The sequence below is a fragment of the Geodermatophilus sp. URMC 65 genome (assembly GCF_053502545.1).
Genome location: NZ_CP199954.1, coordinates 5,369,675 through 5,396,334 on the forward strand (window position 1 = coordinate 5,369,675; position 26,660 = coordinate 5,396,334).

A 26,660-nucleotide genomic window follows, 5' to 3' on the forward strand; every position below is an offset into this window, starting at 1 on the left:
GGAGCGTATGCGTCCGCTTGGCGGCTGCGGACTGGGCGACTGGAGCCCCTGGGGCTGTGCTGTCACAGATGCTGGGAGGCCGCAGCTCACCGACCGCAGATCGGGTCGCGCAGGATCCGACCGGACGTACTCCCGAAGAGAAGGAGTAGTCTGACGGGGTTTCCGCGCGGTCGGCGTCATGATCGGCCGGGTGCCGTCTCCTCCTGGAGCACGCCGTGGAAGAGCTCTCGACGTACGTGAATTCCCCGGTGTTGTGGCTCTTTGCCCTCGGGGTCTTCGGCGTCATCATCGTGCAGACCCTGATCTACATGCGCGCCGCACGGCGGGCAGGCCCGCAGCTCGACTTCCCCCGCAAGGACCTGAGGGCGTCGTTCCGTTCGGGTGCGGTCGCCGCGATCGGCCCGTCGCTGGCGATCGTCATCGTCGCGGTCGCGCTGCTCGCGCTGTTCGGAACGCCGGCCGTCCTGGTGCGCATCGGCCTGGTGGGGTCCGCTGCCACCGAAACCGCCTCGGCGAGCCTCGCCTCGGGAACCATGGGGGCGACTCTCGGCGGGGAGGGCTACACCCCCGAGGTGTTCACCGTCGCGTTCTTCGCGATGTCGCTGTCCGGTGGGATGTGGATGCTGGCCACCCTCGTCCTCACCCCGCTGCTCAAGCACGGCGATGTGAAGATGCGCGCCATCAACCCGGCGCTGATGGCCATCGTCCCCGCCGCGGCCCTGCTGGCCGCCTTCGCCTCCCTGGGCATCGCAGAGCTCGGCAAGTCCGCCGGCCACATCATCGTCGTCGTCGTCTCCGCGCTCACCATGACGGTGTGCCTCGCGCTGGCCAGGGCCCTGAACGCGGCCTGGCTCCGAGAGTGGGGACTCGGTTTCTCGATCATCGTCGGCCTGGTCGTCGCGTACTTCGTACACAGCACCGGTCTCGGCCCGCCACCGGCCTGACGCAAGCGGGAGGGGAGTCGACCATGACCACCGCCACCCAGACCGCGCAGTCGGCCTACGAGCAGTACGACCGCACCACGTCCCGGTGGGGGCGCATCACCATGGCGCTCGGCCTCCTGCTCTCCTGGGCCGGCCCCGTCTACCTGATCTTCTTCACCGACCTGCGGATCGCCCAGTCCGACCTGTGGACCGGTTTCCTGGCGGTCGGCGCCGTCTTCTGGGTGTTCTGGGTGCTCGAGCCGCTCACCTACTTCCCCGTCCTCGGTCCCGCGGCGATGTACCAAGCGTTCATGATCGGCAACATCGCCAACAAGCTGCTGCCATCGGCCGTCGTCGCGCAGTCCGCGATCAACGCCAGGCCCGGCACCAAACGGGCCGAGCTGGCCGCGGTGATGGCGATCTGCGGTGCCGCCACTGTGCACATCCTCTCGCTGCTGGTCTTCGTCGGGATCCTCGGTACCTGGCTGGTGAGCGTCGTCCCCGAGGACATCCGCAGCGTGACCCAGATCTACATCTTCCCGGCCATCATCGGGGCCGTCGTGGTGCAGTTCGCCGTGTTCGTCAAGCAGCACCGGATCACCGTGATCGCCGTCGTGGTGGCGGTCCTGGTGCAGCTGATCCTGGTTCCCAACGTCGCGGCGCTGGCCAACTACGCGACGGCCCTCGTGGTGCTGAGCACCGTCGTGCTGGCGTGGGTGCTGCGCGACCGGTCCGCGCACCCCGTTCCGCACCCGGAAGATCGCACCGAGCACATGGACGTCGGCGGCTGACCCAGGAAGGACCATCGGATGACGTCGGTGACGAGCGACACCAGGATCTCGCCGGAGCTCCGGGACGAGCTGCACGCGCTGTACCGGCAGCTCCACGCCGACCCCGAGCTGTCGATGCAGGAGCACCGGACCGCCGCGCTGATCACGGAGCGGATGGCTGCTCTCGGCTTCGAGACCTTCTCGTGTGGTGGCACCGGCGTGGTGGCGGTCCTGCGCAACGGTGAAGGTCCGGTCGTCGGCTTTCGCGCCGACACCGACGGCCTGCCCGTCGCGGAGGACACCGGGCTGGACTATGCGAGCACAGCCCAGGGCAGGCTGCGGGACGGTACCGAGGTGCCGGTCATGCACGCCTGCGGCCACGACACCCACATCACCTGCGCCATCGGCGTCGCCAGCCTGCTGGCGGGCGGCCGCGACAGCTGGTCCGGAACCGTGGTCATCCTCTTCCAGCCCGGCGAGGAGACCAGCGAGGGCGCCGCGGCGATGGTGGCGGACGGGCTGTGGGACCGCGCGCCTCACCCGGAGATCATCTTCGGGCAGCACGTCTGGCCCGGCCGGGCAGGGGAGGTGGAGATCTCCACCGGCCCGGCGATGGCGATGGCCGACAGCTGGCGGGTGACCGTGCACGGCCGCGGCGGACACGGCTCGCGACCGGAGGACACCATCGATCCCGTCGTTCTCGCCTGCCACATGGTGGTGCGCATCCAGAGCATCGTGGCGCGAGAGGTGCCCCCGCTGAAGTCGGCGGTGGTGACGGTCGGCAGCTTCCACGCGGGCCTGAAGGAGAACATCATCCCGGCGACAGCGGTGTTCACCCTCAACGTCCGCAACCTCGATCCCGAGGTGCGCGAGCGGGTGCTGGCCGCGCTGCGGCGCGTCATCGCCGCCGAGGCCCAGGCCTCCGGTGCCCCGGAGCCGGACATCGAGGAGCTGTACACCTTCCCGCTGCTGTACAACGAGCCCGAGGCGACGGAGCAGATCAAGGCGGCGCTCGCCGCGGCACTCGGCCCGGAGAAGGTCCGCGACACGCCGGCGCAGATGGGCAGTGAGGACTTCGGGCACCTGCCGGGCGCAATCGGCGTGCCCAGCGTGTACTGGTTCTTCGGTGGGATGCCGGACGAGGTGGTGGACGGCGACCAGCCGGTGCCGTCGAACCACTCGCCGTTCTTCGCGCCCGTGATCGAGCCGACCCTGTCCACGGCCGTCACCGCCGCGTACGCCGCGATCATGTCGCGGGTCGGGACGCCGCGCGGTGGGACGCCCTGATGGCGGCGTTCGAGGACCTGTCCGCCCGGGAGCTGGCGACCGCGATCCGGCGGAAGGAGATCTCGGCGAAAGAGGCCCTCGAAGCCCACTACGCCCGGATCGACGCGATCAACCCGGCGATCAATGCCGTGGTGACCCAGTGCCGCGAGCGCGCCTACGACGAGGCGGCCCGCGCCGACGAGCTCACCACGTCCGGTGCGGACCTGCCGCCGCTGCACGGCGTGCCGATGACGCACAAGGACACGAACAACACTCGCGGGATCCGCACCACCCAGGGATCGCCGGTGTTCAAGGACTTCGTCCCCGACTTCGATGACGTGATCATCGAGCGGTTCAGGGCCGCAGGCGTGATCAGCACCGGCAAGAACAACGTGCCGGAGTTCGGCGCCGGGTCGCACAGCCTCAATGAGGTGTTCGGCACCACGAGGAACCCCTACGACGCCACCCGGAGCGCCGGTGGCAGCAGCGGCGGGGCGGCAGCGGCGATCGCGGCCAGGATCCAGCCACTGGGCGACGGCAGCGACATGGGGGGTTCGCTCCGGAATCCGGCTGCGTTCTGCAACGTGTTCGGCTTCCGCCCTTCGCTGGGGGCGGTGCCGATGGCACCGACGCGCAACGCCTACCAGTGGCTCACGCGCACCGGCCCGATGGCACGGTCGGCCGAGGACATCGCGCTGGCGATGTCAGTGCTGACCGGCCCGGACCCCAGGGTGCCGTTCGCCTGCCCGGTCGACGCCGGCGACTTCACCGTCCTGCTCTCCGGTGCGCCGGCATCCGACGACGCGCGCTCGCTCGCTGGGGTGAGGGTAGGGCTGACCACCGACTTCGGTCTCGGCACACCCGTCGAGGCCGAGATCGTCGAGACCGTGCTCGAGCAGGCTGCCGTGTTCGAGGAGCTGGGGGCCGAGGTCACGCCCGCGCAGCCGGACCTGAGCGACGCCGACCAGGTCTTCGGGAACACCCGCGCCTTCGACATGGCGCTGAACCTGGGCACCGTGCTCGCCGAACACGGTGACCTCGTCAAGCCAGAGGTGCACTGGAACGTCAAGAAGGGGCTGGCGCTGACCGCGACAGACCTCATCGAGACGGCGCTCGCCCGGACCCGGCTGCTCCTGGCGGTGCAGCGGTTCTTCGACGAGTTCGACGTCCTGCTCGGTCCGACCACCCAGGTGCTGCCGTTCGACGCCAGCCTGCGGTACCCCGCCGAGGTGGCCGGCGTCGCGATGACCACGTACATCGAGTGGATGCGCTCGGTCTGCGTGATCTCCGCGACCGGCTGCCCAGCGATCTCGGTTCCCGCAGGGTTCAGCGCGTCGGGCCTCCCGGTGGGTGTGCAACTCGTCGCCGCAGAGGGCGAGGACGTCCTGCTGCTCCGGGTGGCCCAGGCGTACGACTGGGTGACGCGGCACGCCAGCCGACCACCGTCCCTTGCCGGGGCAGGCGCCTGAGCTGACTGCCCGTGGGATCGCCACACGTTCCGGTGAGGGAGCGCTGCGGGGTCCCGGCTCGTGCTCGGGGGACGTGATCGGCGTCCGGCCCGGCCGAGATCGGGGAGCCACTGGCCCTGCCCGCGAGATCCGCAGGACCGAGGTCGGGAGGGGGTCGAGCCGTCGCCGCAGCACTCCGAGCGGTTCGCCCGTCGCTTCGCCAGCCAGGTCGCCCAGGCTCGCGAGGCGCTGGGGGTGGAGCGGCTGCCGGTGGTCCGGCTGCACGACATCCGGCACACCCACGCCACCCTGCTGCTCGCCGACTGGGTGCCGGTGAAGGTCGTCTCCGAGCGCCTGGGTCACGCGAGCGCCATGATCACGCTCACCGTCTACCAGCACGTGCACCCCGGCATGGGGCGCGAGGCGGCCGACCGCTTCGCGGCGCTGCTCGAGGGCTGATCCGAGGCGCGAAGAATCACGCGGGTATCACGAGGCCCTCCGGGGCCCCTACAGCAAGACACCCCGGGCTCCTGAGCTGCAGGAACACCGGGGTGAGGCTGTGTCCGAGGGGCGACACGCTACATACGCACACGGCTGTCGCGATGTGAGAATTGACCTGCCCCATCCATTCGACAAGCCAACCGAAACGGAGAGAAGCCGTTCATCCCGAGCTCTGATGACACGCGGTGTGCGTCATCAGGGTTCGATCCGCCGGCGATCCTGAGCCCGACGGGCGACTCGTCAGAGGCCGGTGTCGTACAACCCGTGGTAGTAGCCCGACAGCCGGTCCTGGAAGCGGGCCGCCCGCATCTCCGCGCGCGTGACGTCCGGCGCGTCCTCGATCTCCTTGCGGGTGCGGTCCACGAAGACGACTCTCTTCTCGGGATCTATCCGTTCCACCGTGAAGGCCGGAAGAATGACCTGGTGGTCCGGGTGCCAGTCACCGGTGTCGATGACCAGATAACTGGCACTCACCTTGTTGGTCGCCTTGTCCACGACACCGATCGAACCATCGCGCCCCCTCACCTCGAAACCGGAGAGGTCTACATCCCCGGCGGAGACGGGCCGAAAGTCGCGAAAACTCCAGACGTCCGCGGTCATCGCCTTTCCTTTCCGTTGGGAATTCTCCTCTGGTGGTCGTGGGTCGACAAGACCCTCGGCCTCCGCCGATCACGATTTGGCGTGTTGTGAGCAGGCCTCAGCCGTCCAACCGACGTGGAGGAGCGATGCCCGGCACGCCCGGCCTCCAGCTCGGGACCGGTCGAGTGACTCCCGGGGGAAGGGCAGGGGAGAGGCCCGCCACGGGACCGGTGGGCCAGACAGCGCACACATCGCTCGTGGACATCAAGGCCATGACGGTCCTGCTGACTGACGGCTGCTCTCCGCCCTGCGCCGGTCAGCATGGCCGTGCTGGACCGCTGGCTGCGCCGGTGACGGGCAGGTGCATGAGGCGTTCGCTTCGATCCCGCTCACCTGGGCCCAGGAGTGCGCGGTCGACGAGGAGCGACTGAACCCCACCGGGGGCGCGATCGTGCTGGGACACACTCTGCCGCTGGCGGCGCCCGGTGATGACCACCATGGTTGACCAGGTGCGCGGCACCAGGATTCCGCTACGGCTTGCAGGTTCTGTGCGAACGCGGTGGCATGGCCAACACCACGCTCGTCGAGTTGCCCTGGATGCCCTGGACGATGGCGTCGAGCGAGCTCAGCGCAAGAGTGGGGACAAGCGTGACGACGTGCGCCGAGGAGTACCGCGAGCTGGCGGCGGGACCTCCGGAGGAGCGGGCACGGCGGCATCCGGGAGGGCGTCGCCAGAGCCCGGGACGCCTCGTCTCCGAGCTCGCCCAGCCGAGGACCTACGAGTGCGACGGGCTGACCACCCCGTCGAGCTGCTGGACGTCTCGATCCGCGAGGAGGACCGGATCGCCGCGACCAGGGATCACGGGACGGCCGCACATGTCGTGCTGACACGCCCGCGGCTCGGGGAACGAGACGGACGACGAGCGGGACATGGTCCCGAGCTACGAGAGGAATGAGGGTGGAGATCGTGACCGACGGAAACGAGACTGCAGGGCTGCGAGTGGACCCCGCTCTGCGGGACTTCGTGGCCGACGAGCTGCTTCCCGGGCTCGACCTGGAGCCGGCGTGGTTCTGGTCGACCGTCGCCGCCCTGCACGAGCGGTTCGCCGGGCGGGTCGAGCAGCTGCTGCGCCGCCGGGACGAGCTGCAGGAGCGCATCGACGGCTGGCACCGCGAGCACGGGACCGGTGACGTCGAGGCGCTGGAGGCGTTCCTCACCGACATCGGCTACCTCCTGCCGCTGGAGGAGCCCACTGTTCGCGTGGAGCGCGTGGACCGCGAGATCGCCGAGGTGCCCGGCCCTCAGCTCGTCGTCCCGGCGACCGTGCCCCGCTACGCGCTCAACGCCGCGAACGCCCGCCGGGGGTCGCTGTACGACGCGCTCTACGGCACCGACGCGCTGCCGACGGAGCACCAGCTGGCACCGGGCTACGACGAGCGCCGCGGTGCCCAGGTCATCGCCGAGGCCGACCGCCTGCTCGACCGCTTCTTCCCGCTCGCCGAGGGCAGCCACGCCGACGTCGTCGCCTACCGGGTGCCCTCGGCGGGCGAGCTGGCCGTCGAGACGGCGTCGGGGACCACCGGCCTGGCCGACCCGGCCCAGTTCGCCGGCCACCGGCCCGGCGACGGCGACGGCGACCGGCCGGCCGCGGTCCTGCTGCGCCGGCACGGGCTGCACCTGGAGCTGACGATCGACCCCTCGACCCGGGTGGGCGCCCAGCACCACGCCGGGGTGTCCGACGCCGTGCTCGAGTCCGCGGTGACCACCATCGTCGACCTGGAGGACTCGGTCGCCACGGTCGACGGGCCGGACAAGGTGGGCGCCTACCGGACCTGGCTGGGGCTGCGCACCGGAGAGCTGACCGCGTCGTTCAGCAAGGGCGGGCGCACCGTGACCCGCACCGTCCACGGCGACCGCAGCTACGTCGGGGTCGACGGCCAGGAGCTGACCCTGCCCGGCCGGGCGCTGCTGCTCGTGCGCAACGTGGGGCACCACATGCGGCTGGACGCCGTCCGCACCGCCGACGGCGAGCCGCTGCTGGAGGAGGTGCTCGACGCCCTCGTCTCCGCGGTTGCCGCGCTGCACGAGCTGCGCGGCCACGCCCGGGTCTCCAACACCCGGACGGGCAGCGTGTACATCGTCAAGCCCAAGATGCACGGCCCCGACGAGGTGGCCCTGTCCGTGGAGCTGCTGGCCGCCGTGGAGGAGGCGCTCGGCCTGGAGCCGACGACCCTCAAGATCGGGATCATGGACGAGGAGAAGCGCACCTCGACCAACCTGGAGGCCTGCATCGCCCGCGCGGCCGACCGGGTCATCTTCATCAACACCGGGTTCCTCGACCGCACCGGCGACGAGATCCACACCGACTTCGAGGCCGGCCCCGTGGTCCGCAAGGACGACCAGCGGTCGCAGACCTGGCTGAGGACCTACGAGGACCGCAACGTCGATGTCGCGCTGCGCGCCGGCTTCGCCGGGCAGGCGCAGATCGGCAAGGGCATGTGGGCCAAGCCCGCGGCCATGCGGGAGATGCTCGACACCAAGGGCGCGCACCCCAGGGCCGGGGCGAACACCGCCTGGGTGCCCTCGCCGACCGCGGCCACGCTGCACGCGCTGCACTACCTGGAGACCGACGTGCTCGCGGCGCAGGAGCAGCTGAAGAAGCGCCCGCTGGCCGACCGGCGCGGCCTGCTCGTGGCCCCGGTGCTGCCCGACGCCGGCGCCGCCCTGTCCGAGGAGGAGAAGCGGCACGAGCTGGAGACCAACGCGCAGTCGATCCTGGGCTACGTCGTGCGCTGGGTCGGCCTGGGGATCGGCTGCTCCACCGTGCCTGACCTGGAGGGCGTGGGCCTGATGGAGGACCGCGCGACGCTGCGGATCTCCAGCCAGCAGATCGCGAACTGGCTGCACCACGGGCTGGTCGACGAGACCCAGGTCCGCGAGACCTTCGCCCGGATGGCCGCCGTGGTCGACGAGCAGAACGCCGACGAGCCGGGTTACCAGCCGATGTGCGCCGACCTCGAGGGCAGCCCGTCCTTCCAGGCCGCGCTGGACCTAGTCTTCTCCGGACGCCGGGAACCCAACGGCTACACCGAGCGGGCGCTGACGACATGGCGGCAGCGGGCCAAGGCGACGACCGGCAGCGGCGAGGAGCCGCGGACCCGGGAGGCCGTCCTCGACGACAGTGCACCGAGTCCGGCCTCCTGAACCGGTCCCACGCCAGACGACCCCAGACGGGGAGTGCCTGACCATCGACCTGCGGACGGCCCGCACGGTCGGCGGGGATTGGCGGGCGTCCGCGCAAGGCTTGGAGCCGCTGACCGTCGTGGTCCTCGACGCCTGTGGGCAGGTCCTCGACGAAGAGGTTCGAGACCGCGTCGGCCACGGCCCACGGGCGCTCGCTCTCGGCATGGTCCTGGGCGCTCATGGCCAGGGCCGAGCAGCAGCCCTACTCGATCGCCGCGGCGACCGCGGCCGTCAGCGGTTCGCTGATCCCGGTCCCTGGCGGCGTGTTCGTCCGGGACCCGGCCGGACCCTGCTCGGCGCCGTGGGTTCCTCCGTTGAAACGTCCGACAACGACAAGGGCTGCCGCCGTGGCCGGCATCGAGGTGGCCGGTCGGTGGGCGCAGCCGGACTGAGCGGACCCGCAGGTGCACGTACGGCGACAGGCGCCCACCTCGATGGGAGGAAGACCCCCCGACCCCGGCTCTGACCACGCCGCGGGCGGCGAGCCGATCCGGGGGCACCGGTCCGTCCAGACAGAGAACGGGCGTGTCCGACGACTGCGTCCTCCTTCGCCGTGCTCCACGAAGCGGGTCAGGTCTGCGGTGCCCCGGCGCCGCGACGACCAGCGCTGGGCTGGGCCTCACGCTGCCGCGTGGCCATGTCCTTGCAGCGGGAGGAGCTACGCGCAGGCGGACTCGCGCTCGCCCCCGTGGCACCATTGCCGGCACGACGTGCCCTTGGACATCGGCGTTCGCAGGAGCGGAGATGACTCGCTATCTCGTCGTCGCACACGAGACGGTCACCAATCCGGAATTGCTCGATCAGGTTCGCGCCGTCCGAGAACAGGATGCAGAGGCGGAGTTCGTGCTGCTCGTACCGGCGACGCCGGTGCGGCACCTGCTGTTCCGGCGGGGCGACGAGCACGACGCCGAGGTCGCGGCCCGCAAGCTCGCAGACCGGGCCAGGGCACTCTTCGCCAAGAGGGGGGTGCCGCTCAGCGGCGTCCGGGTAGGCGCGCCCGATCCGGTCGCGGCGATCGACGGGGAGGTGGAGGTGAACCCGGGGTACGCCGGGTTCATCATCTCCACGTTGCCGGAGGAGAAGTCCCGTTGGCTGCGGATGGACCTGCCTCGCACGGTCCGGTCAAAGTACGGCCTCCCCGTCTACCACGTCGTGGCCCCCCAGGACTTCTCGCTCGGCGATCTGCCCTGACCGTGGCCGCGCCACGGCGAGCGCTGCCGCCGATCCCGACGAACACTCACCCGGGGCATCCGGACCAGCCCGCACGGTCCGCCGACGTCGACCCCCTGCTGTTCGAGGAGTTCCACCATGGCCTTGGCGGACTCCGGGAACGTCGGTCGTCGATGCAGGTCACGAACAGGGCGACCCCCCGGGGCTTCCTCGTCGAGCCCGTGGTGGAAGATGCGCGTCGGGTCGCTCCATCAGGTCACGGCAGCATCCAGGACAGGACATTGGACTGCAGGAAGATCAGCACGCAGAGCACGAAGATTAGGCCGATGCTCCAGAAGATCGTCTTGCGGAACAGGTCGGCCTCCCGCCCGACGATGCCCACGGCCGTCGCCGCGATCGTCAGGTTCTGCGGGCTGATCATCTTGCCCACGACGCCGCCCGAGGTGTTGGCGGCGACGAGCAGGGTCGGGTCGAGCCCGGCCTCCTGGGCCGCGGTCTGCTGCAGGGTCGCGAAGAGGGCGTTGGCCGAGGTGTCGGAACCGGTGACGGCGGTGCCCAGCCAGCCGAGGATGGGTGAGAGGAACGCGAACGCCGCGCCGGTGCCCGCGATCCAGGTGCCGATGGTGATCGTCTGACCGGAGAGGTTCATCACGTAGGCCAAGGCGAGCACCATGGCTACGGTCAGGAAGGCCCAGCGCAGCTTGACGGCGGTGGCCACCAGCTCGCGCAGGGCCCGCCCGAGCGGCACGCGGTAGACCAGCGCGACGATGAACCCGCAGATCAGCAACAGCGAGCCCGGCGACGACAACCACTGGAAGTTGTAGACCGTGGAGGTCACCGGCGTGCCCGCGGCGCTGAGCACGTTCTGGTCCAGGCCCGGCCACGGGATTTTGACGTCACGGCCGACCAGGAAGCTCGACAGCGGCGTCCACAGCTTCGCCAGCGAGAACACCACGATCACCAGCAGGTACGGGAAGAACGCCATCAGCACCTTGCCACGGGTGAGGCCCGCAGCGTGCTCGGCGAGCGCCTCCTGCTGCGTCTGCGTCTGCACGCCTGCACCCGCCGCCGTCACGGAGCCGGCCTCCCGCCGGTCCTGCGGGCCGGCCACCTCGGTCTCGTGCTCCCTGTGCAGTCGCGCCGCGGCCTCCTCGCCACCCCGCGGGTTCCACACCTTGAGCGTGACGACCGCCGCGACGAGGCCGGCGAGCGCGGCGACGATGTCGGTGAGCTCGACGGACAGGTAGTTGGCGGCCACGAACTGGCCGACCGCGAACGTCACACCGACGGACAGCGCCACCGGCCAGGTCTCCCGCAGCCCGCGCTTGCCGTCGACGAGCAACACCAGCAGCGCCGGCACGATGAACGCGAGCAACGGCGTCTGGCGGCCGACGTAGGCGCCGATCTCGGCGTACGGGATACCCGTCAGAGTGCCCGCGGTGATGATCGGGGTGCCGATCGCGCCGAACGCGACAGGCGCGGTGTTGGCCAGAAGCACCACCACGGCCGCGCGGACCGCGGAGAAGCCGAGCGCCATGAGCATCACACCTGTGATCGCGACCGGAGCGCCGAAGCCCGCGAGCGCCTCGAGCAGCCCGCCGAAGCAGAACGCGATGATGATCGCCTGCACCCGCGGGTCGTCGGAGATCAGGTGGAATGCGGCGCGCAGGTCCTCGAACCGCCCGCTGACCACCGTGACCTGGTAGAGCCAGATCGCGGTGAAGACGATCCACATGATCGGGAACAGGCCGAACACCGCGCCCTGCGTGGCCGACAGGAGCGCGAGGCCCACCGGCATGCCGTACGCGGCGACGGCCACGATGATCGCGACGACGAGCGACGCGAGGCCGGCCCAGTGCGCCTTCCACCGCAGAGCCCCGAGCAGGACGAAGATCGTCAGCAACGGGAGGAGCGCGACGAGCGCTGAGACGGTGACGCTGCCGAGTGGGGCGAGTTCCTGCTGGAACATGAGGTCTCCCGGGCGGTGTCGATAGTGACATGCAACTCGGTTCAACCAGCAGGAAGGACTTACCGCATAGCTGGCCGAAGAGCCAACTGAGCCCGACAGCCCGTCTGGTGCCCCGTCGCCACCACGAGAGCCGGAGCAGGTCGAGGCCCCGAGGTGCGGCGACAGGAGTCCGTCCCGCAGCACAGGACATCGGACTGCTGGGATCCTGCGATGGCGCTGGAGGGGCTGATCCGGCGCGCGGAGTATCACGCGGGTATCACGAGGCCCTCCGGGGCCCCTACAGCAAGACACCCCGGGCTCCTGAGCTGCGGGAACACCGGGGCGAAGGAGTGTCCGAGGGGCGACACGCTACATACGCACACGGTTGTGGCCCTGATCGGCCTGGGGCCTTCCCCCGGCCTTCCGGCCCCACCCGCAGGGAGGGGTTGTCGACGGTGATCCCGGCGCAGATGGTTGTCTCTCAGCCCAGTAACGCAGAGGACCTGATCGCGATGAGCGAATACCAGTACTACGAGTTCGCGGCCATCGACCGTCCACTGTCCGTCGAGGAGCAGGCCGACCTGCGTGCCATCTCGACACGGGCCCTGATCACGCCGACGAGTTTCGTCAACCACTACGAGTGGGGCGATCTGAAGGCCGACCCGCGTCAGCTCGTGGAACGTTACTTCGACGCGTTCCTCTATCTGGCCAACTGGGGGACGCAGCGGCTGATCTTCCGGCTGCCTGCCGAGTCCTTGGGCCCCTCCGCCTCGGCCGTGGCCGAGCAGTACCTGGGTGGCGACTGCACGAAGGCGTGGACGACCGACGGAAACGTCGTCATCGACTTGTTCGCCGAGGACGACGACGGCCTGTACGACGGGGAGTGGCTGGACGGCTCGGGATTGCTGGCCTCGATCGTCCCGGTCCGCGCCGAGCTGATGACCGGGGACCTGCGGCTTCTCTACCTCGCCTGGCTGCTCGCCGTCCAGAGTGGCGAGGTCGACCAGGACGAGGTCGAACCGCCCGTTCCGCCTGGCCTCGGTCGGTTGAGCGCAGCCGCGAGCGCAGTGGCCAGGTTCCTGCGCATCGATCTCGAGCTGATCGCCGTGGCAGCAGAACGCAGCGCTCCGGCCGGGACTGAGGACACGCTCACAGAGCTGCCCGACTGGTTGGCCCGGCTGCCGGCGGAGCGCAAGGACGTGTTGCTGTTGCGGGTTGCCCGGGGGGAGGGGGCCAAGGTGCGCGCGGAGCTGCTGGCCGGCTGCCGTCGGGCGACGTTGCCGATCCAGAGCGGCGACGTCGCCTACCGGACGGCCGGGGAGTTGCTCGCGCAGTCGCGGAGGCGCCGCGAGGAGCGGCAGCGTGCGGACCGGGAAGAAGTCAAACGACGGGCCGATGAGCGCCGTCGCACCGCTGAACACGCCCGCGAGAACCACCTGAGCGAACTCGCTGGGCGGCAGGAAAAGGCGTGGCGTGAGGTCGTCGAGCTCGTCGAGCGACGCACGGCGGCCGACTACGACGCGGCGGCGGGACTGCTCCACGAATTGGCTGAGGTCTGCCGCCGCGAGGGAACGAGCGAGACGTTCGCCGACCGGGTCCAGCAGCTTCGTCGGGAGCAGCGCCGCAAAATCTCGTTCATCCAGCGGCTCGACCGTCTCGGCGTGGTGTGACCCGACGCTGCGCACCTACGTGGCTCGGCCGCCTCGCTGGGCACCGCGTAGGTGCTGCTCACCTGACGAGGCGGCGCGGGTCGGGGAAGCCGAGGCTGGTGTAGCCGGGGGCGCGCTTGGTCAGCGATGAGGCGAGGACGCCGGTCGCGACGTCGTGGTAGTCATGCACCTCGGCGGTGGTCTTGCCGGGGAACGGGCGGAGGATCCTGCCGGCGTACTGCACGAGTCGGCCCTTGAAGGCGATCGGTGCGGCGAGGAAGAGGGTGTCGAGCGCGGGGCAGTCGAAGCCCTCGCCTACGTACGGACCGGTGGCGACGACCAGCAGTGGCGGTCCGTCGGTCTGCGGCACAAGTCGGACGAGCGCTGCGGCCCGGGACTTCGCGCCCATGCCACCACGCAGTACGACGGGCTCGTGGCCCCGCTGGCTGAGTGCGGGGACGAGCCGGTCCAGGTGTGCGGTCCACTGGGTGAGCACGAGGCAGTGCCTGCCACGGGCGAGGGCGGCGACGACGTCGTCGGTGATCTGGCTGGTGCGGGCGTCGTCCGCCACCAGGTCGCGGTAGATCGCCGCGATGCCGCCGGGGGAAGAAGGGTCGGCGTCCCCGGTGTAGCGGTAGGCCGTGGAGTGGACGTGCAGGACCGGTTTCGGTGTCTGTGCCTTCGGAGACCGGTTGCCCAGGGTGCCGGTGGGCGGTCGAACGAGGGTGTGGCGGATCGGCCCCAACTGCAGGGCGATGAGGTCGTCGAGCTGGTCGCGCCGGTAGGGGGTGGCGGTCAGCCCGAGCCAGCGGCGGGCCGGGATCTGCCGCACGGCGTGCTCGAAGGCGGCGGCGGGGACATGGTGGCATTCATCGACCACCACCAGGCCGTAGTCGCTGGTCCAGCCGGCGAGGTCGTCGTCCCGAGCGAGCGTCTGCAGGGTGGCGACGTCGATGACACCGGTGATCTTGCCGCGCCCGCCGCCGCGCTGCCCGGCCCTGACGTTGAGCAGTTCTCGAATGCGGGTCCGCCACTGGTCGGCAAGAGTTTTCCGGTCGACCAAGACGAGGGTTGAGACCGCGTGGCGAGCGATCAGCGCGCAGGCCATGACCGTCTTGCCGGCTCCCGGCGGGGCGACCAGCACGCCGAGTTCCTGGTCGGCGAGGGCGTCGAAGGCTTGGTGTTGCTCGGGGTCCAGTTCTGCGGCGAACCGGAAGGTCTGCGCCTCGCCGGCGGTCCGTTCATCGGCGAGCACCAGGCGGCTGCCGGCCTCTTCGACCAGTGCGGTGAGGCGGTCCTGCAGTCCACGTGGCAGGAGCAGGTCGCCGGTGAGCGTCTCGTCGTAGTTGCGCAGGAACCAAGGCGTGTCGCAGGTGGAGGCCCGGCGCCGCTGACGCTCGTAGAAGACCGGGTTGGGCATCGACGCCGCGTGCTTGAGCGTGGCCAGCAACGCTGGGGGTAGTTCCGCGGCTTCGACGGTGAAGGTGGCACCGAGCCGGGCACGTACCACGGCGGGCGGCTGCGTGGCGATCTTTGTGGATGTGGGGGAGCGGAGCCGGTTCACCTCCGCGCCGACGGCGACCTGGCCCAGCCGCCGGGCGAGCCGATCGACTTCCTTCGGGGTGAGCCGGCCGAGGCTGGACAGGTAGGCCCACTGGTCCTCGTGCGGTTCCATGGTTGCCAGGTCGAGGAAAACCGTGGCTCCCCGGCGGCGGGCACGGCCCTGCAAGGGAGCGGCGATCAGGTTGCCGAGGCCGCCGACCTGAACGACGTCCTGGGACGGGAACAGCCGGTCGTAGCTCGCCAGGTCCATCCGACCGCGCACCGCGATGGCCTCGCGTAGCAGCCCGGTGCCGAGTTGTCGCGCGGTGGCCGCAGGGACGGGGGCGGTGAAGAACAGCCAGACGTGTGCTCCCAGCCCGGACCGGGACACCTCCAGTGCCGCTGAGGCGCCGACCTCACGGGCGGCCTTGAGGTAGGCGAGCGCATCGAGCATGGCGGTGGGGCCGTCGAAGTCGGCGGCCAGCCAGTGGCACCGGTCGCCGTCCAGCAGCGGATACAGGCCTAGCTCCAGCTCGCCGGACAGATGGGCGGTGATGACCTCGTCGGTCAGCGGCAGGTACGCCCGCTCCGCGGCCGGAACGCCTTTGCGCCAGCCGCCGCGCACCGCGGGCACCCACCCGGCACGGCCGGTACGCGCGTTCTCCCACCGCACCGCGTAGACGTCGGGCCGAGCGGCGAAGAGGCTGGCGTAGAAGGCGACCTTTGCCGAGGCGGGGGAGCCGGCGTGTACCGGTCCCGGCTCGCCGTCGAAGACACCGGTCTGGACCGGACCGGGCGGGAGCGCCTGCTGCGGCGTCAGCTCCAGCAGGCGCTGCAGCCGGGCGTTCTCCGCCCGCAGCCGGACGACCTCGTCGCGCAGCGCCGAGAGCTCGTCGTCCAGACCGGTGAACGGCAAGATGCCCTGGTCCGCGGCCCCGGGCGGAATCGGCACGACTCCATACTGTCGCGAGAACCACACCTGGCGGCAGGCCGCACAGTCGCCGCATCCCGCGACGGGGTCAGTGACCGGTGGTGACCGGCTTCTTCTTGCCGACCAGGGCGCGGTACTTCTGCCGCGCCGCTTCGCCGCTGGTCCCCACTGCTTCGCCGATGCGATCCCAGGGGACGCCGGCCGTCCGAGCGGCGGCAACGGCCTCACCGAGTTCGCTTTCGGCCCGTGCGCGGCGGAGAGCGGCAGCTCGGACCGCCGCCTCCTCCTTGGAGATGGCCGGCTCGAAGTCCTCTTCGAAGGCGCGGGACAGCTCCTCGGCCTGGTTGACGATGTCCTCGTAGCTGCGCGGCATCGCGGTCACCCTCTCTCGACGTACTTCCGCCGGGCTCGCATGGCATGGACGACGACCAGGCGACCCTCCTCACTCATTAGGTAGCCGACTTCCAACATGGTCACGCCGTTGCGGGCGGGGCCGACGGCCATCGTGAGCTCGTGGTCACCCTGGTCGGGGTAGTCGAAGACGGCGTTGCGGAGTGCGTGCAGGATGTCCTCGTCCGCCACACCGTGCTTGCGTGCGGTGGCAAGGATGTCGACCCGCACCTCTCCAAGGTAACTTGCCGACCCTCGGTTCCGCAAGTTACTTTGGTGTCCACAGGCGGAGAAATCCATGGATCCCGGTGCAGGACTAGCGTCCACGCACGGGGGGCAGCGCCTGAACGAAGGTGTGGCCCAGTGTCGCTGGTGTGCATCGACTGGTGTCCGAGGGGCGACACGCCACATACGCACACGGCTGCACATGGCGCCGAGGTCTTGCTCCAGAATGGACTGAGTCCCGGTCGGCCGGGAGTAGGTGCCGTTCTCGGGCCCGGACCTGACCTCTCGAGGTGCGGTGCACGAGAGGACCTACAACTCCGTTCCAAGCCGCGAGACCTCACGACGAAGGGAGCGATCCCGTGCCGGTCGTCGAGCGTCCTGACACGGCCCGCATCTCGTGGGAGTCCGACGGGCCGGAGGACGCTCCCGCCGTCCTACTGCTCATGGGGCTCGCCTACCCGGCCGCGATGTGGTTCCGGCTGGTGCCCGCTCTGGCCGAGAGCTACCGGGTCATCCGGATCGACAACCGGGGTGCCGGCCGCACCGGTGACGTCCCTGGGGCGCCGTACACGGTCGAGACCATGGCGGCGGACTCCCTGGCCGTGTTGGACGCGGCGGATGTGGACACCGCCCACATCGTCGGCATCTCGATGGGCGGCCTGATCGCCCAGGAGCTCGTGCTCACCGCTCTGGAACGGGTCCGCTCGCTGTGCCTGATCGCCACGCACCCGGGCATCGCGCACGCCGTCATGAACCCCCGGGCGATGGCGATGCTGACGCAGCGCGGCCAGATGACGCCCCAGGAGGCGGCCGAGGCCTCCATCCCCTACAACTACGCGCCCGAGACACCTCGCGCGCGCATCGAGGAGGACTGGGCGGTGCGGTTCCCGCTCGCCGCCTCGAACGAGGGTTACCTGGCGCAGGTGGTCGGGTCGTCGCGGTGGGACGGCTACGGCCGTATGGAGGGCATCACCGCGCCGACGCTGGTCGTGCACGGGGAGCTGGATGCGCTCGTCCCGCCGGAGAACGGCCGCATCATCGCCGGCCGGATCCCCGGCGCCGAGCTCGTGATGATCCCGAACGCGAACCACGTGCTGATGACCGACCAGCCCGAGCACGTGTCGAAGGTGCTCCTCGAATGGCTGGATCGGAACCGGTGACCAGTCCGACAGCCGTGCCCGGTTCGGATGACGGATGACCGGCGTACGGTCCGGGCCAGTCCGCAGCCTCCCACGGAGGAAATGCACGTGCCGGATGACTCGCGCGTCCCGGAGGTCCTCGGAGACGGCGCGTCCGGCGTCGACCTCTTTACCGTGGCGCTGCACGCGCGCGATCCGGCCGGTGTCGTCCCGCTCTTCGGGTACGAGGTCCAGTTCATGAGCGGCGACGTACCCGCGCTGTTGGTCCGGCGGGGGGGCGAGGAATCCGATCGGCGGCAGGAACCAGCCCGGGCGCCGGCCGCCGCCGGCGTGTCGACCTCGGCCAGGCGCTCGGTGACGCGCGGGGTCAGCTCGGCGGCCGGTCCGTGAGCAGCCGCCCGGTCCGCAGGGGAGCGGTGACAGACCGGTGCCGGTGGCGCCGCAGCATGGTCCCGGAGGGCGCCTGCCTGCTGCGCCGACTCAGGGTGCGGGGTCGTAGAGGCGTTCGTGATCGACCTCTCGGCGGGTCGGCATGGTCGATCCCAACCATCCCGGAGGCGTGCTGCACTCTGCGACCACGCTCACCGTGTACCAGCACGTCCACCCCGGCATGGGCCGCGAGGCGGCCGACCGCTTCGCCGCGCTGCTCGAGGGCTGATTCCGGTCGCGAAGTATCACGGGGGTATCACGAGGGCCTCGAGGGCCACTTCATGCGAACGCCCCGGGCTCCTGAGCTGCAGGAACACCGGGGCGGGAGAGTGTCCGAGGGGCGACACGGTACATAAGCACACGGCCATGAGGTCGCTGTTGGGCGTTGCAACTCCGCTGCTGGGTCGCCGAGGTCGCCGTCGCCCGGGCGGAACTCCGACCGTCTGTGCTGGAGCGGCGAGCAAGGCGAGAAGCTTGCGCCCTCGCGTGCGTTGACACGAGGGAAGCCTCGACCGCGGGACCGATGCCGCTCGCCATGACGACGTCCGTCCGCCGTGGTCGCCAACCCGCAAGGGCGGCCGCGTGTCCCTGCGACGACGCCGCCCAGGCCGGCGCCTCGATCGGCGGGGTCATCCGGTCACACGTCGTTCGCAGCGGCTGGCCTTTCGCTCGAGACGTCCCGCTCCGTCCCGGGCTCGTGCGGCATGCTGCCGGGGTGACCGTGCCGGGCTGTTCAGAGGACTACGTGGCTCGACCAGGTGCCCGGCGGCCGGCCGCGCCCCGTGCCGCGCGCGGTCCGGGCCTAGGATTCCCGGCCGTGGAGGCCGAGGACGGGCGGGCGATCGTCGGGCGCTACTGGGACGGGCTGTGGCGCCATCGGGATCTCTCCGTTGTCGACGAGTTGCTCGGCGAGCCCTACGTGCGGCACTCCTCGGCCGGGACGCGGTCACTGAGCCGGGCGGAGTTCAAGCGGGAGTTGAAGCAGGCCTGGCAACTCTTGCACAACCCGGCCACGACCATCGATGACCAGGTCTTGGCTGGGGACAAGGTATGGACCCGGGCAACGACCCTGGGGGTGAACGTCGACACGGGCGAGACCTCGGTGGTGACCTGGCTGGTGGTACACCGCCTGGCGGGCGGGCGGCTGGTCGAGGCGTGGATCGCCTCCCTGCCGGGCGTGGACTGGCGCCGTTGAGCGGTTCCGGCGTTAGCCGAGATCCCGCAGTCGGTCGGTCCCGGCGGACCGCCGTCGGCTGCCCACCGCGAAGAGCGCCATCAGCAGCGTGACGGCGAAGCCCATCGCGCCGAGGGTCCAGCGCAGGCCCAGCGCGTCGGCCAGCAGCCCGAGCGGCAGCGCAGCGATCCCGAAGGCGCCGAAGCTCAGCATGATCAGCCCCTGGATGCGCCCGTGATACTCCATGTCCGACAGCGAGATCAGCAGGGACTGGTTGGACGTCTGGAACGCCATCATCGCGCCGCCGACGACGAGCAGGGCAGCGACCGCGACGGCGAACACCGGGGCGAGCGCCAGCGTGCCCAGGGCCACCCCGAACGTCGTCCCGGCCAGGATCAGCACGCGCGTCTCGGAGCGTCGGTAGGACCGCCGGCCGAGCAGTACTCCCGTGACGACCGCGCCCACGGCGGAGGTGGCCGAGAGGATGCCGTAGCCGGCCGACCCGAGGCCGAACAGGTCGCTGGCGACGGTGGGCAGGAAGGCGAGGTAGGGCAGCCCGGCCATCGTCACGCCGATGCCGCACCAGAGCAGCGCCAGGAGTTCAGGACGCCGGCGGACGTAGCGGACGCCGTCAGCCAACTCACCCAGGGGCGAGCGGTCCGACGCGTCGCCCACCCGCCGGCCGGGTGGCAGCGCCGCGGTGAGCAGCAGGCCGACCGCGGAGAGGACCGCGGTGGCCAGGAACACCGCAGCGGTGCCGAAGCTGAGCGAGCCGATGACCAGCCCGGCGATGGCGGGGCCGATGACCCGGTTGACCTCGGCGTTGACCAGCAGCAACGAGACCGCTGCGGGGACCGCCGTCCGGGGCACCAGTTCGGCGAGGAACGCCATCCGTGCCGGGTTGAACAAGGCGAACCCGAGCGCCTGCAGGACACTGGCAGCTAGCAGCATCCAGTACTCGACCACGTCGAAGGCCACCGCGAAGCCGACGCCCGCGCTGGCGATGGCGAGCAGGGAGACGGCGAGCTGCAGCACCAGTCGCTTCGGTAGCCGGTCGGCGGCCACCCCACCCCATGGCGTGGCGAGCAGCATCGCCACGCCGAACGCGAGCAGCACGCCGCCGAGGGCAGCATTGGACCCGGTGAGCTGGAAGGCCAGCCAGCTGCGGGCGACGGTCTGCGCCATCACCCCTAGGAACACGACCGTTGCATTGATGTAGAGCACCAGGAACGGGCCGATCCGCAGGATCCCGAGCGGACCAAGCGGGGCGGCGGGCGCATCCCGTGCCAGACCGGCTCGCTCGGTCGTCTCGCCGGTCATGGGTCCCTCGCTCGGCGGTGTGGGATGAAGGGACGGGCTCAGTCTGCGCCCCGGGACTGCCGGCGATCAGGGCGGCCTACCGATGCCCTGTGGAGCCGCGACCTGCCGACGCCGATAACCGAGTGTCCTTTGCCCGCTAGCCCGTCGCCACCAAGCATGGACGGCGTCTACCGGTGGAGACTGACCACTCCAAGATCAACCCGCGGGTCGATCCTGATCCGGCCCTGTGAGGCGTTTGCCGCAACCCGTCAGCGGTTGGCCAACTCGAGGAAGACGTTCGCGTAGTGGGGCTGGTCCAGCGGGCACAGCACGCGAGGTCGTGGCCGCGGAGGAGTCGTCGGGCCTCGGCGGCGTGGCCGCCCGCCGCCCAATGGCGGATTCACATCACCGCAGTGGCCGGTCCGGGCAACGGACGACGCGGACGGCGGACGCCATCGGGGTAATCGCCCGGCCAGGTGCGGTCCTCCTCACCTGCCGCCACATGTAGGTGGCGCCGACGCGGGAGGGGTTGCCCCAGCGGGTGGGTCGGACCACGACCACTGCGCCCGGACAGCTTGCGCCAGCCCCGGGCCCGGTGGTGAAAGCCAAGGGCGCCGGCGAGCGCCTCGTCGAGGGACCGACCAAGACCGGCCGGTCCCGGGGCGTCGACCTCGACGCGGGCACCGTGGCCGCGCTGCGCCCGCCACACCCACGCCACCCTGCTGCTCGCCGACGGGGTGCCGGTGAAGGTGGTTTCGGAGCGTCTGGGCCACGCCAGCGCCACCATCACGCTCACCGTGTACCAGCACGTGCACCCCGGCATGGGCCGCGAGGCGGCCGACCGCTTCGCGGCGCTGCTCGAGGGCTGACCCGAGGCACGGAGTATCACGCGGGTATCACGAGGGCCTCAGCGGCCTCTACAGCAAGACACCCCGGGCTCCTGACCTGCAGGAACACCGGGGTGAGGCTGTGTCCGAGGGGGGACTTGAACCCCCACGCCCGATAAAGGGCACTAGCACCTCAAGCTAGCGCGTCTGCCATTCCGCCACCCGGACGAGTGCGGGAGCAAGACTACCCGACCCAGGTCGGGGTCCGGGACACCCCCTCCGACCGCGCGGCGCACTCAGCCTGCGGCCACGCCGACGCGTCCGCGGCCGGCCCGCTTCGCCTCGTACAGCGCGCCGTCGGCGGTGGAGTAGAGGGCCCGCAGGTCGGCCGACCCGGCGGCCACGTGCGCGACCCCGAGGCTGACCGACAGGGACAGCAGGGTGCCGTCGGGCAGGTGCAACGGCGTCGAGCGGACCGCCTCCAGCAGCTCCTCGGCCCGCCGCGCGGCGACGCCGGCCGACGAGCCCGGCAGCAGGACGGCGAGCTCGTCGCCACCGAGCCGGGAGAGCACGGCGTCGTCCGCCCGCACGTGGCTGCACAGGATGCCCGCCAGGTGCACCAGGACGTCGTCGCCGACCGGGTGGCCGTACGTGTCGTTGATCGACTTGAAGCTGTCCACGTCGACCAGGACCAGCGCCGTGCCGGAGTAGGCCGGCCGGGTGAGCGAGCGCTCCAGCGCCGCGTCGAACACCCGGCGGTTCACCAGGCCGGTCAGGCCGTCGACCGTCGCCTGCTGCTCGAGCGCCGCCACGAGCCGGTCCTGCACCTCACGGGCGCGCACCAGCAGCACGGCCATCACGACCAGCACGGTCCCGAAGAAGACGAGGTCGGGCACCGCCGTCGCCAGCGGCCGCAACGCCGTCAGGGTCACGGCCAGGGCGGTCACCGCCAGCGTGGTCACGAGCACCACGGCCGGCGGCCGCAGGTGGGAGGCCGCCCAGAGCACCGGGAAGGCGAGGAAGACCTGTGCGGCGGTGGAGGCGTCCTGGGTCACCATGTTCAACACCCAGGCCAGCAGCACCCCGGCGAAGGGCAGCGCGGCGAAGGCGCCCGTGCGGTCCAGCCGCTCGGCGGGCACCAGCGCGCAGGTGAGCGCTGCGGCGGTGAGCAGGCCCACGCCCATCCAGGAGACGACCGTCGTCGTCCCGGCGGAGGAGAACTGGACGACGGTGAAGGCGGTCACGACCGCGGAGCAGACGCCGAGGATGAACAGCGCGCTCCGGGCGGCAGCCCGTGCGTCGCGGGTCCGCGTGATCGCTCTGGTGCGCATGCCACGGGGATCGGCACGTCCGGCAGGGGGGTCCAGCCCTCCCTCACCCGATGGAGCGACATCGACGGCCCTACGCTCGGCGGGTGGCAGAGACCGACCTGAACCGGGCCCAGGGAGAGGTTGCGGAGCTGCTGTCCGACCTCATCCGCATCGACACGACCAACACCGGCGACACCGCCACCGGCAAGGGCGAGCGGACGGCGGCCGAGTGGGTCGCCGGCAAGCTCGGCGAGGTCGGCATCCCGTCGGTCATCCACGAGTCGGAGCGGGGGAGGGCCAGCCTCGTCGCCCGCATCGAGGGCCAGGACAGCAGCCGCCCGGCGCTGCTGGTCCACGGCCACCTGGACGTCGTCCCCGCCGACCCGGCCGAGTGGAGCGTGCACCCGTTCTCCGGCGAGGAGCGCGACGGCTACGTCTGGGGCCGCGGCGCGGTCGACATGAAGGACATGGACGCGATGACCCTCGCGCTCGTGCGCGACTGGGCCCGCACCGGCGTCCGGCCCCCGCGGGACGTCGTCCTGGCCTTCGTCGCCGACGAGGAGGCCGGCGGCCGGCTCGGCGCCCGCTACCTCGTCGAGGAGCACCCCGACCTCTTCGAGGGCTGCACCGAGGCGATCAGCGAGGTCGGCGGCTTCAGCATCACCGTCCGCGACGACCTGCGCCTCTACCTCGTCCAGACGGCGGAGAAGGGCCTGGCCTGGATGCGGCTGACCGCGGGCGGGAGGCCCGGCCACGGCTCCTTCGTCCACGACGACAACGCCGTCACGCGGCTCTGCTCAGCCGTGGCGAGGCTCGGCTCGGCCCGGCTGCCGACCACGCTGACCCCGCCGATGCGCCAGTTCCTCGCCGCGGTCGAGGACGCCTACGGCGTCGAGATCGACCCCGACGAGCCCGAGCAGGCCCTGGCCCGGCTCGGCAGCATCAGCCGGATGATCGGCGCGGCCCTGCGCAACACGGTCAACCCGACGATGCTCGACGCCGGCTACAAGGCCAACGTCATCCCCGGCACCGCCGGCGCCACCGTCGACGGCCGCTTCCTCTACGGGCAGGAGGAGGAGTTCGAGCGGCAGCTGGCGAGCCTCATCGGCGAGGGCGTGCAGCGCGAGTGGCTGGTGCACGACCAGGCCGTGGAGACGACGTTCGACGGCCCGTTGGTCGACGCGATGGTCGCCGCGCTCAGGGCCGAGGACGACGGCGCCCGCCCGGTGCCGTTCACCATGAGCGGCGGCACCGACGCCAAGAGCTTCGAGCGGCTGGGCATGCGTTGCTTCGGCTTCTCCCCACTGCGACTGCCGCCGGACCTGGACTTCGCCTCGCTGTTCCACGGCATCGACGAGCGGGTGCCGGTGGAGTCGCTGCGCTTCGGCATCCGGGTCCTCGACCGGTTCCTGCGCGCCTGCTGACGCCGCTCAGGCCGCGGCGCGCAGCGCGCCCAGCAGGGCGGCGACGCCGGGCACCCGCCGGGCGTCCGGGCGCGCCAGCGTCTCGACCACCCGGCCGTCGACGTCGGGCAGGTCGACGGAGACCACGCCGGGCTGCGTGCTCGCCGCCAGGGCCCAGCTCGGCAGCAGGGCCACGCCGAGCCCCTGGGCCACCAGGCCCTGCGCGACGACGTGGTCGTCGGTGGCGAAGCGGACGTCGGGTATGAAGCCGGCCCGCCGGGCGCAGCGCAGCAGGTGACCGCGGCAGCGCACGCACCCGGCTATCCACGGCTGGTCGCGCAGGTCGGCCAGCGTCGTGGGCAGCGGCCCGCCCGCCCGGACGACGGCCAGGACCGGGTGGCGCGCCAGCGGCTCGCGCAGCAGGTCGCCGGGGACGGCGTCCTCGTCGTCCTCGTGGCGGAACACCAGCGCCAGGTCCGCCGCGCCGCTGCGCACCGCCGCCTCGGCCTCCGGCGGTTCCTCCTCGGTGAAGTGCACCTGCAGGGCCGGCGCCCGCTCCCGCAGCGCGACCAGCGCGGGCGGCAGCAGGACCGCCGCGGCCGTCGGGAAGGCGGACAGCCGCACCGTGCCCGCGGCCAGGCCGGTCAGCGCGGCGATCTCCTGCTCGGCCGCGGCCAGCCGGTCGGCGACCCCCTCGGCGTGCCGGAGCAGGACCCGGCCGGCCTCGGTCAGCGCCACGCCCCGGCCCTGGCGCAGGACGAGAGCCGTGCCGATCTCGCGCTCCAACTGCCGTACCTGCTGGCTCACCGCCGGCTGCGTCCAGCCCAGCGCGCGGGCCGCCCCGGCCAGCGACCCGGCGCGGGCGACCTCACGGAAGACGAGCACCCGACGGGGATCCACGGTGGGACATCCAAGCAGCGCTTGGCTCAGGACGTCGACATCCCGGCCTGGACGATCCCCTCCCGGCGGGCGAGCCTGGGCGCATGAGGACCATCGGGTTGCTGGGCGGGATGAGCTGGGAGTCGACGGCGCTGTACTACCGCATCGCCAACGAGCTGGTGCGGGACCGGCTCGGCGGGCTGGCCAGCGCGTCGCTGCTGGTGCGCAGCCTGGACTTCCGCGTCGTCCGGGAGTGCCAGCTGGAGGACCGCTGGGACGACGCGGCCGCGCTGCTGGCCGCCGAGGCACGAGCGCTGGAGTCCGCCGGTGCCGAGCTGGTGCTGCTGTGCACGAACTACATGCACCGGACGGCGCCGGCGATCGAGGCGGCCCTGGGCGTGCCGTTCCTGCACATCGCCGACCCGGTGGCCGCCGCCGCGCCCGGCCCCACGATCGGCCTGCTCGGCACGGCGGGCACCGTGCGGGCGCCGTTCCTCCGCGAGCGGCTGGGGGCTGCCGGCCTCAGCGTGCTGGTGCCGCCGGAGGACGACGTCGACCGCGTGGACGCGGCCATCTTCGACGAGCTGTGCCGGGGCGTGCTCTCCGACGCCACCCGCGCCGACCTGCGCGCCGTCGTCCGCCGACTCGCCGCGCGGGGCGCCGACGCCGTGGCGCTGTGCTGCACCGAGCTCGAGCTGCTGCTGGACCCCGGCGACAGCCCGGTGCCGCTGCTGCCCTCGGCCCGGCTGCACGTGACCGCGGCCGTCGAGGCAGCGCTCGCCCCGCGGCCGGCCGTGGTCTGATGGCCGGGTGACCGCGCCCACTCCCCGTCCCGGATCCGTCGCACTGATCACCGGGGGGACCGGCGGCTTCGGCCGCGCCCTCGCCGCCAAGCTGGGGGAGCGGGCGGTCACCGTCGTCCTCGCCGACCTCGACAGCGAGCGGGCGCGCGCCACCGCCGCCGACCTGGGTGCGGAGTTCGAGGTCCTCGACGTCACCGACCGCGCGGCCAACGCCGCGCTCGTCGAGCGCATCGAGGCCCGGCACGGCCGGCTCGACGCCGCCTACCTCAACGCCGGCATCTCCGCGGCCAAGTCCGACGACGAGCTGGACCTCGACGAGTTCGTGCGGGTGGTCGACGTCGACCTGTTCGGCGTCGTCTACGGCGCGGTGGCCGCCCGCCCGGCGCTCAAGCGGGCCGGCGGCGGCGCGATCGTCGTGACGGCGTCCCTGGCCGGCCTCTCGCCGATGGCCACCGACCCCGGCTACAGCGTCGCCAAGGGCGGCGCCATCGCCTTCGTCCGGTCGATGGCCCCGCGCCTGGCCCGGGAGGGGACGACGATCACCGCGATCTGCCCGGGCTTCGCCGACACCGCGATCATCGACCGGATCCGCGACCAGTTCACCCGGGCCGGCTTCCCGGTGCTGTCGGCCGAGGAGGTGGCCGACGCGATGGTCGCGGCCTGGACCTCGGGCGAGCCGGGCGCGGCCTACGTCGTCCAGCCGGGCGTCGGCACCGTGCCCTACCGGTTCAAGGGTGTGCCCAGCGCGAAGACCGCCGGCGGCGAGACGGCCGTCGTCCCGGAGGCGCTGCGCCCGCCGTCGATGCGCTGA

General features: G+C 71.5%; 23 protein-coding genes, 1 tRNA gene and 1 pseudogene. 16 read left to right on the top strand and 9 right to left on the bottom strand.

Annotated elements, in window-relative coordinates; translation table 11 throughout:
* Nucleotides 1–215: 215 nt before the first annotated feature.
* From ACWIX7_RS25845 to ACWIX7_RS25865, 5 genes are read left to right on the top strand one after another with little or no spacing between them, the layout of a single operon-like run.
* The gene (locus ACWIX7_RS25845) at nucleotides 216–944 is read left to right on the top strand and encodes a DUF5058 family protein (RefSeq protein WP_448619263.1); all 729 of its coding nucleotides are present in this window, start codon (nucleotides 216–218) and stop codon (nucleotides 942–944) included.
* A 23-nt stretch (nucleotides 945–967) separates the two neighbouring features.
* On the top strand, nucleotides 968–1,714 hold the full coding sequence (locus ACWIX7_RS25850; protein WP_448619264.1) for a hypothetical protein: 747 nt from the start codon (nucleotides 968–970) through the stop codon (nucleotides 1,712–1,714).
* Nucleotides 1,715–1,732: 18 nt separating this feature from the next.
* Complete coding sequence (locus ACWIX7_RS25855) at nucleotides 1,733–2,980, top strand: amidohydrolase (RefSeq protein ID WP_448619265.1); 1,248 nt, start codon at nucleotides 1,733–1,735, stop codon at nucleotides 2,978–2,980.
* Entirely contained in the window at nucleotides 2,980–4,428 is a 1,449-nt protein-coding gene (locus ACWIX7_RS25860; RefSeq protein ID WP_448619266.1) for an amidase, read from the top strand. Before ACWIX7_RS25855 ends, ACWIX7_RS25860 begins: the two co-directional genes overlap by 1 nt.
* Before the next feature lie 60 nt (nucleotides 4,429–4,488).
* A complete protein-coding gene (locus ACWIX7_RS25865; RefSeq protein WP_448619267.1) occupies nucleotides 4,489–4,866 on the top strand; it encodes a tyrosine-type recombinase/integrase in 378 nt (125 codons plus the stop codon).
* A 282-nt stretch (nucleotides 4,867–5,148) separates the two neighbouring features.
* On the opposite strand, the gene ACWIX7_RS25870 is transcribed toward ACWIX7_RS25865, so the two are convergent.
* Entirely contained in the window at nucleotides 5,149–5,508 is a 360-nt protein-coding gene (locus ACWIX7_RS25870; RefSeq protein WP_448619268.1) for a hypothetical protein, read from the bottom strand.
* A 340-nt stretch (nucleotides 5,509–5,848) separates the two neighbouring features.
* Between ACWIX7_RS25870 and ACWIX7_RS25875 the strand changes: the two genes are divergently transcribed.
* From ACWIX7_RS25875 to ACWIX7_RS25885, 3 genes are all read left to right on the top strand, one after another.
* Nucleotides 5,849–5,992, top strand: a complete 144-nt coding sequence (locus ACWIX7_RS25875; RefSeq protein WP_448619269.1) for a hypothetical protein — start codon at nucleotides 5,849–5,851, stop codon at nucleotides 5,990–5,992.
* A gap of 462 nt (nucleotides 5,993–6,454) precedes the next feature.
* A complete protein-coding gene (locus ACWIX7_RS25880; RefSeq protein WP_448619270.1) occupies nucleotides 6,455–8,692 on the top strand; it encodes a malate synthase G in 2,238 nt (745 codons plus the stop codon).
* Between the two features lie 783 nt (nucleotides 8,693–9,475).
* Nucleotides 9,476–9,922 (top strand): hypothetical protein, encoded by a 447-nt coding sequence (locus tag ACWIX7_RS25885; protein ID WP_448619271.1) that lies wholly within the window; start codon nucleotides 9,476–9,478, stop codon nucleotides 9,920–9,922.
* A gap of 235 nt (nucleotides 9,923–10,157) precedes the next feature.
* On the opposite strand, the gene ACWIX7_RS25890 is transcribed toward ACWIX7_RS25885, so the two are convergent.
* The gene (locus ACWIX7_RS25890) at nucleotides 10,158–11,870 is read right to left on the bottom strand and encodes an L-lactate permease (RefSeq protein WP_448619272.1); all 1,713 of its coding nucleotides are present in this window, start codon (nucleotides 11,868–11,870) and stop codon (nucleotides 10,158–10,160) included.
* A gap of 491 nt (nucleotides 11,871–12,361) precedes the next feature.
* Between ACWIX7_RS25890 and ACWIX7_RS25895 the strand changes: the two genes are divergently transcribed.
* Nucleotides 12,362–13,519, top strand: coding sequence for a hypothetical protein (locus ACWIX7_RS25895; RefSeq protein WP_448619273.1), 1,158 nt, complete (start codon nucleotides 12,362–12,364; stop codon nucleotides 13,517–13,519).
* A 58-nt stretch (nucleotides 13,520–13,577) separates the two neighbouring features.
* Here ACWIX7_RS25895 and ACWIX7_RS25900 read toward each other — a convergent pair whose 3' ends face one another.
* The 3 genes from ACWIX7_RS25900 to ACWIX7_RS25910 form a co-directional block, all read right to left on the bottom strand.
* Complete coding sequence (locus tag ACWIX7_RS25900) at nucleotides 13,578–15,992, bottom strand: TOTE conflict system archaeo-eukaryotic primase domain-containing protein (RefSeq protein WP_448619274.1); 2,415 nt, start codon at nucleotides 15,990–15,992, stop codon at nucleotides 13,578–13,580.
* 67 nt (nucleotides 15,993–16,059) lie between these two features.
* Complete coding sequence (locus tag ACWIX7_RS25905) at nucleotides 16,060–16,344, bottom strand: hypothetical protein (RefSeq protein ID WP_448622191.1); 285 nt, start codon at nucleotides 16,342–16,344, stop codon at nucleotides 16,060–16,062.
* A 5-nt stretch (nucleotides 16,345–16,349) separates the two neighbouring features.
* On the bottom strand, nucleotides 16,350–16,592 hold the full coding sequence (locus tag ACWIX7_RS25910) for a hypothetical protein (RefSeq protein WP_448619275.1): 243 nt from the start codon (nucleotides 16,590–16,592) through the stop codon (nucleotides 16,350–16,352).
* Between the two features lie 353 nt (nucleotides 16,593–16,945).
* Here ACWIX7_RS25910 and ACWIX7_RS25915 point away from each other — a divergent pair, with 353 nt between their 5' ends.
* The 3 genes from ACWIX7_RS25915 (at nucleotide 16,946) to ACWIX7_RS25925 (ending at nucleotide 19,349) form a co-directional block, all read left to right on the top strand.
* Nucleotides 16,946–17,746 carry an alpha/beta fold hydrolase gene (locus ACWIX7_RS25915; RefSeq protein ID WP_448619276.1) on the top strand — a complete coding sequence of 267 codons (801 nt, stop codon included), beginning with the start codon at nucleotides 16,946–16,948 and terminating at the stop codon, nucleotides 17,744–17,746.
* 87 nt (nucleotides 17,747–17,833) lie between these two features.
* A complete protein-coding gene (locus tag ACWIX7_RS25920; protein ID WP_448619277.1) occupies nucleotides 17,834–18,115 on the top strand; it encodes a hypothetical protein in 282 nt (93 codons plus the stop codon).
* Nucleotides 18,116–18,971: 856 nt separating this feature from the next.
* Nucleotides 18,972–19,349 (top strand): nuclear transport factor 2 family protein, encoded by a 378-nt coding sequence (locus ACWIX7_RS25925; RefSeq protein ID WP_448608567.1) that lies wholly within the window; start codon nucleotides 18,972–18,974, stop codon nucleotides 19,347–19,349.
* 12 nt (nucleotides 19,350–19,361) lie between these two features.
* Here ACWIX7_RS25925 and ACWIX7_RS25930 read toward each other — a convergent pair whose 3' ends face one another.
* The gene (locus ACWIX7_RS25930) at nucleotides 19,362–20,648 is read right to left on the bottom strand and encodes an MFS transporter (protein ID WP_448608566.1); all 1,287 of its coding nucleotides are present in this window, start codon (nucleotides 20,646–20,648) and stop codon (nucleotides 19,362–19,364) included.
* 680 nt (nucleotides 20,649–21,328) lie between these two features.
* Between ACWIX7_RS25930 and ACWIX7_RS25935 the strand changes: the two are divergent.
* Nucleotides 21,329–21,496: pseudogene (locus tag ACWIX7_RS25935) on the top strand (tyrosine-type recombinase/integrase); the annotation flags it as partial.
* A gap of 101 nt (nucleotides 21,497–21,597) precedes the next feature.
* On the opposite strand, the gene ACWIX7_RS25940 reads toward ACWIX7_RS25935, so the two are convergent.
* Together ACWIX7_RS25940 and ACWIX7_RS25945 are read right to left on the bottom strand one after the other, a co-directional pair.
* Nucleotides 21,598–21,682 (bottom strand) — tRNA-Leu (locus tag ACWIX7_RS25940).
* A gap of 68 nt (nucleotides 21,683–21,750) precedes the next feature.
* Entirely contained in the window at nucleotides 21,751–22,785 is a 1,035-nt protein-coding gene (locus ACWIX7_RS25945; protein ID WP_448619278.1) for a GGDEF domain-containing protein, read from the bottom strand.
* A gap of 83 nt (nucleotides 22,786–22,868) precedes the next feature.
* Here ACWIX7_RS25945 and ACWIX7_RS25950 point away from each other — a divergent pair, with 83 nt between their 5' ends.
* Complete coding sequence (locus ACWIX7_RS25950) at nucleotides 22,869–24,188, top strand: M20/M25/M40 family metallo-hydrolase (RefSeq protein WP_448619279.1); 1,320 nt, start codon at nucleotides 22,869–22,871, stop codon at nucleotides 24,186–24,188.
* Nucleotides 24,189–24,194: 6 nt separating this feature from the next.
* Here ACWIX7_RS25950 and ACWIX7_RS25955 read toward each other — a convergent pair whose 3' ends face one another.
* Entirely contained in the window at nucleotides 24,195–25,052 is an 858-nt protein-coding gene (locus tag ACWIX7_RS25955; RefSeq protein ID WP_448619280.1) for a LysR family transcriptional regulator, read from the bottom strand.
* Nucleotides 25,053–25,150: 98 nt separating this feature from the next.
* Between ACWIX7_RS25955 and ACWIX7_RS25960 the strand changes: the two genes are divergently transcribed.
* Complete coding sequence (locus tag ACWIX7_RS25960; protein ID WP_448619281.1) at nucleotides 25,151–25,849, top strand: aspartate/glutamate racemase family protein; 699 nt, start codon at nucleotides 25,151–25,153, stop codon at nucleotides 25,847–25,849.
* 7 nt (nucleotides 25,850–25,856) lie between these two features.
* Nucleotides 25,857–26,660: an SDR family oxidoreductase gene (locus ACWIX7_RS25965; RefSeq protein ID WP_448619282.1), complete on the top strand. Its 804-nt coding sequence runs from the start codon at nucleotides 25,857–25,859 to the stop codon at nucleotides 26,658–26,660.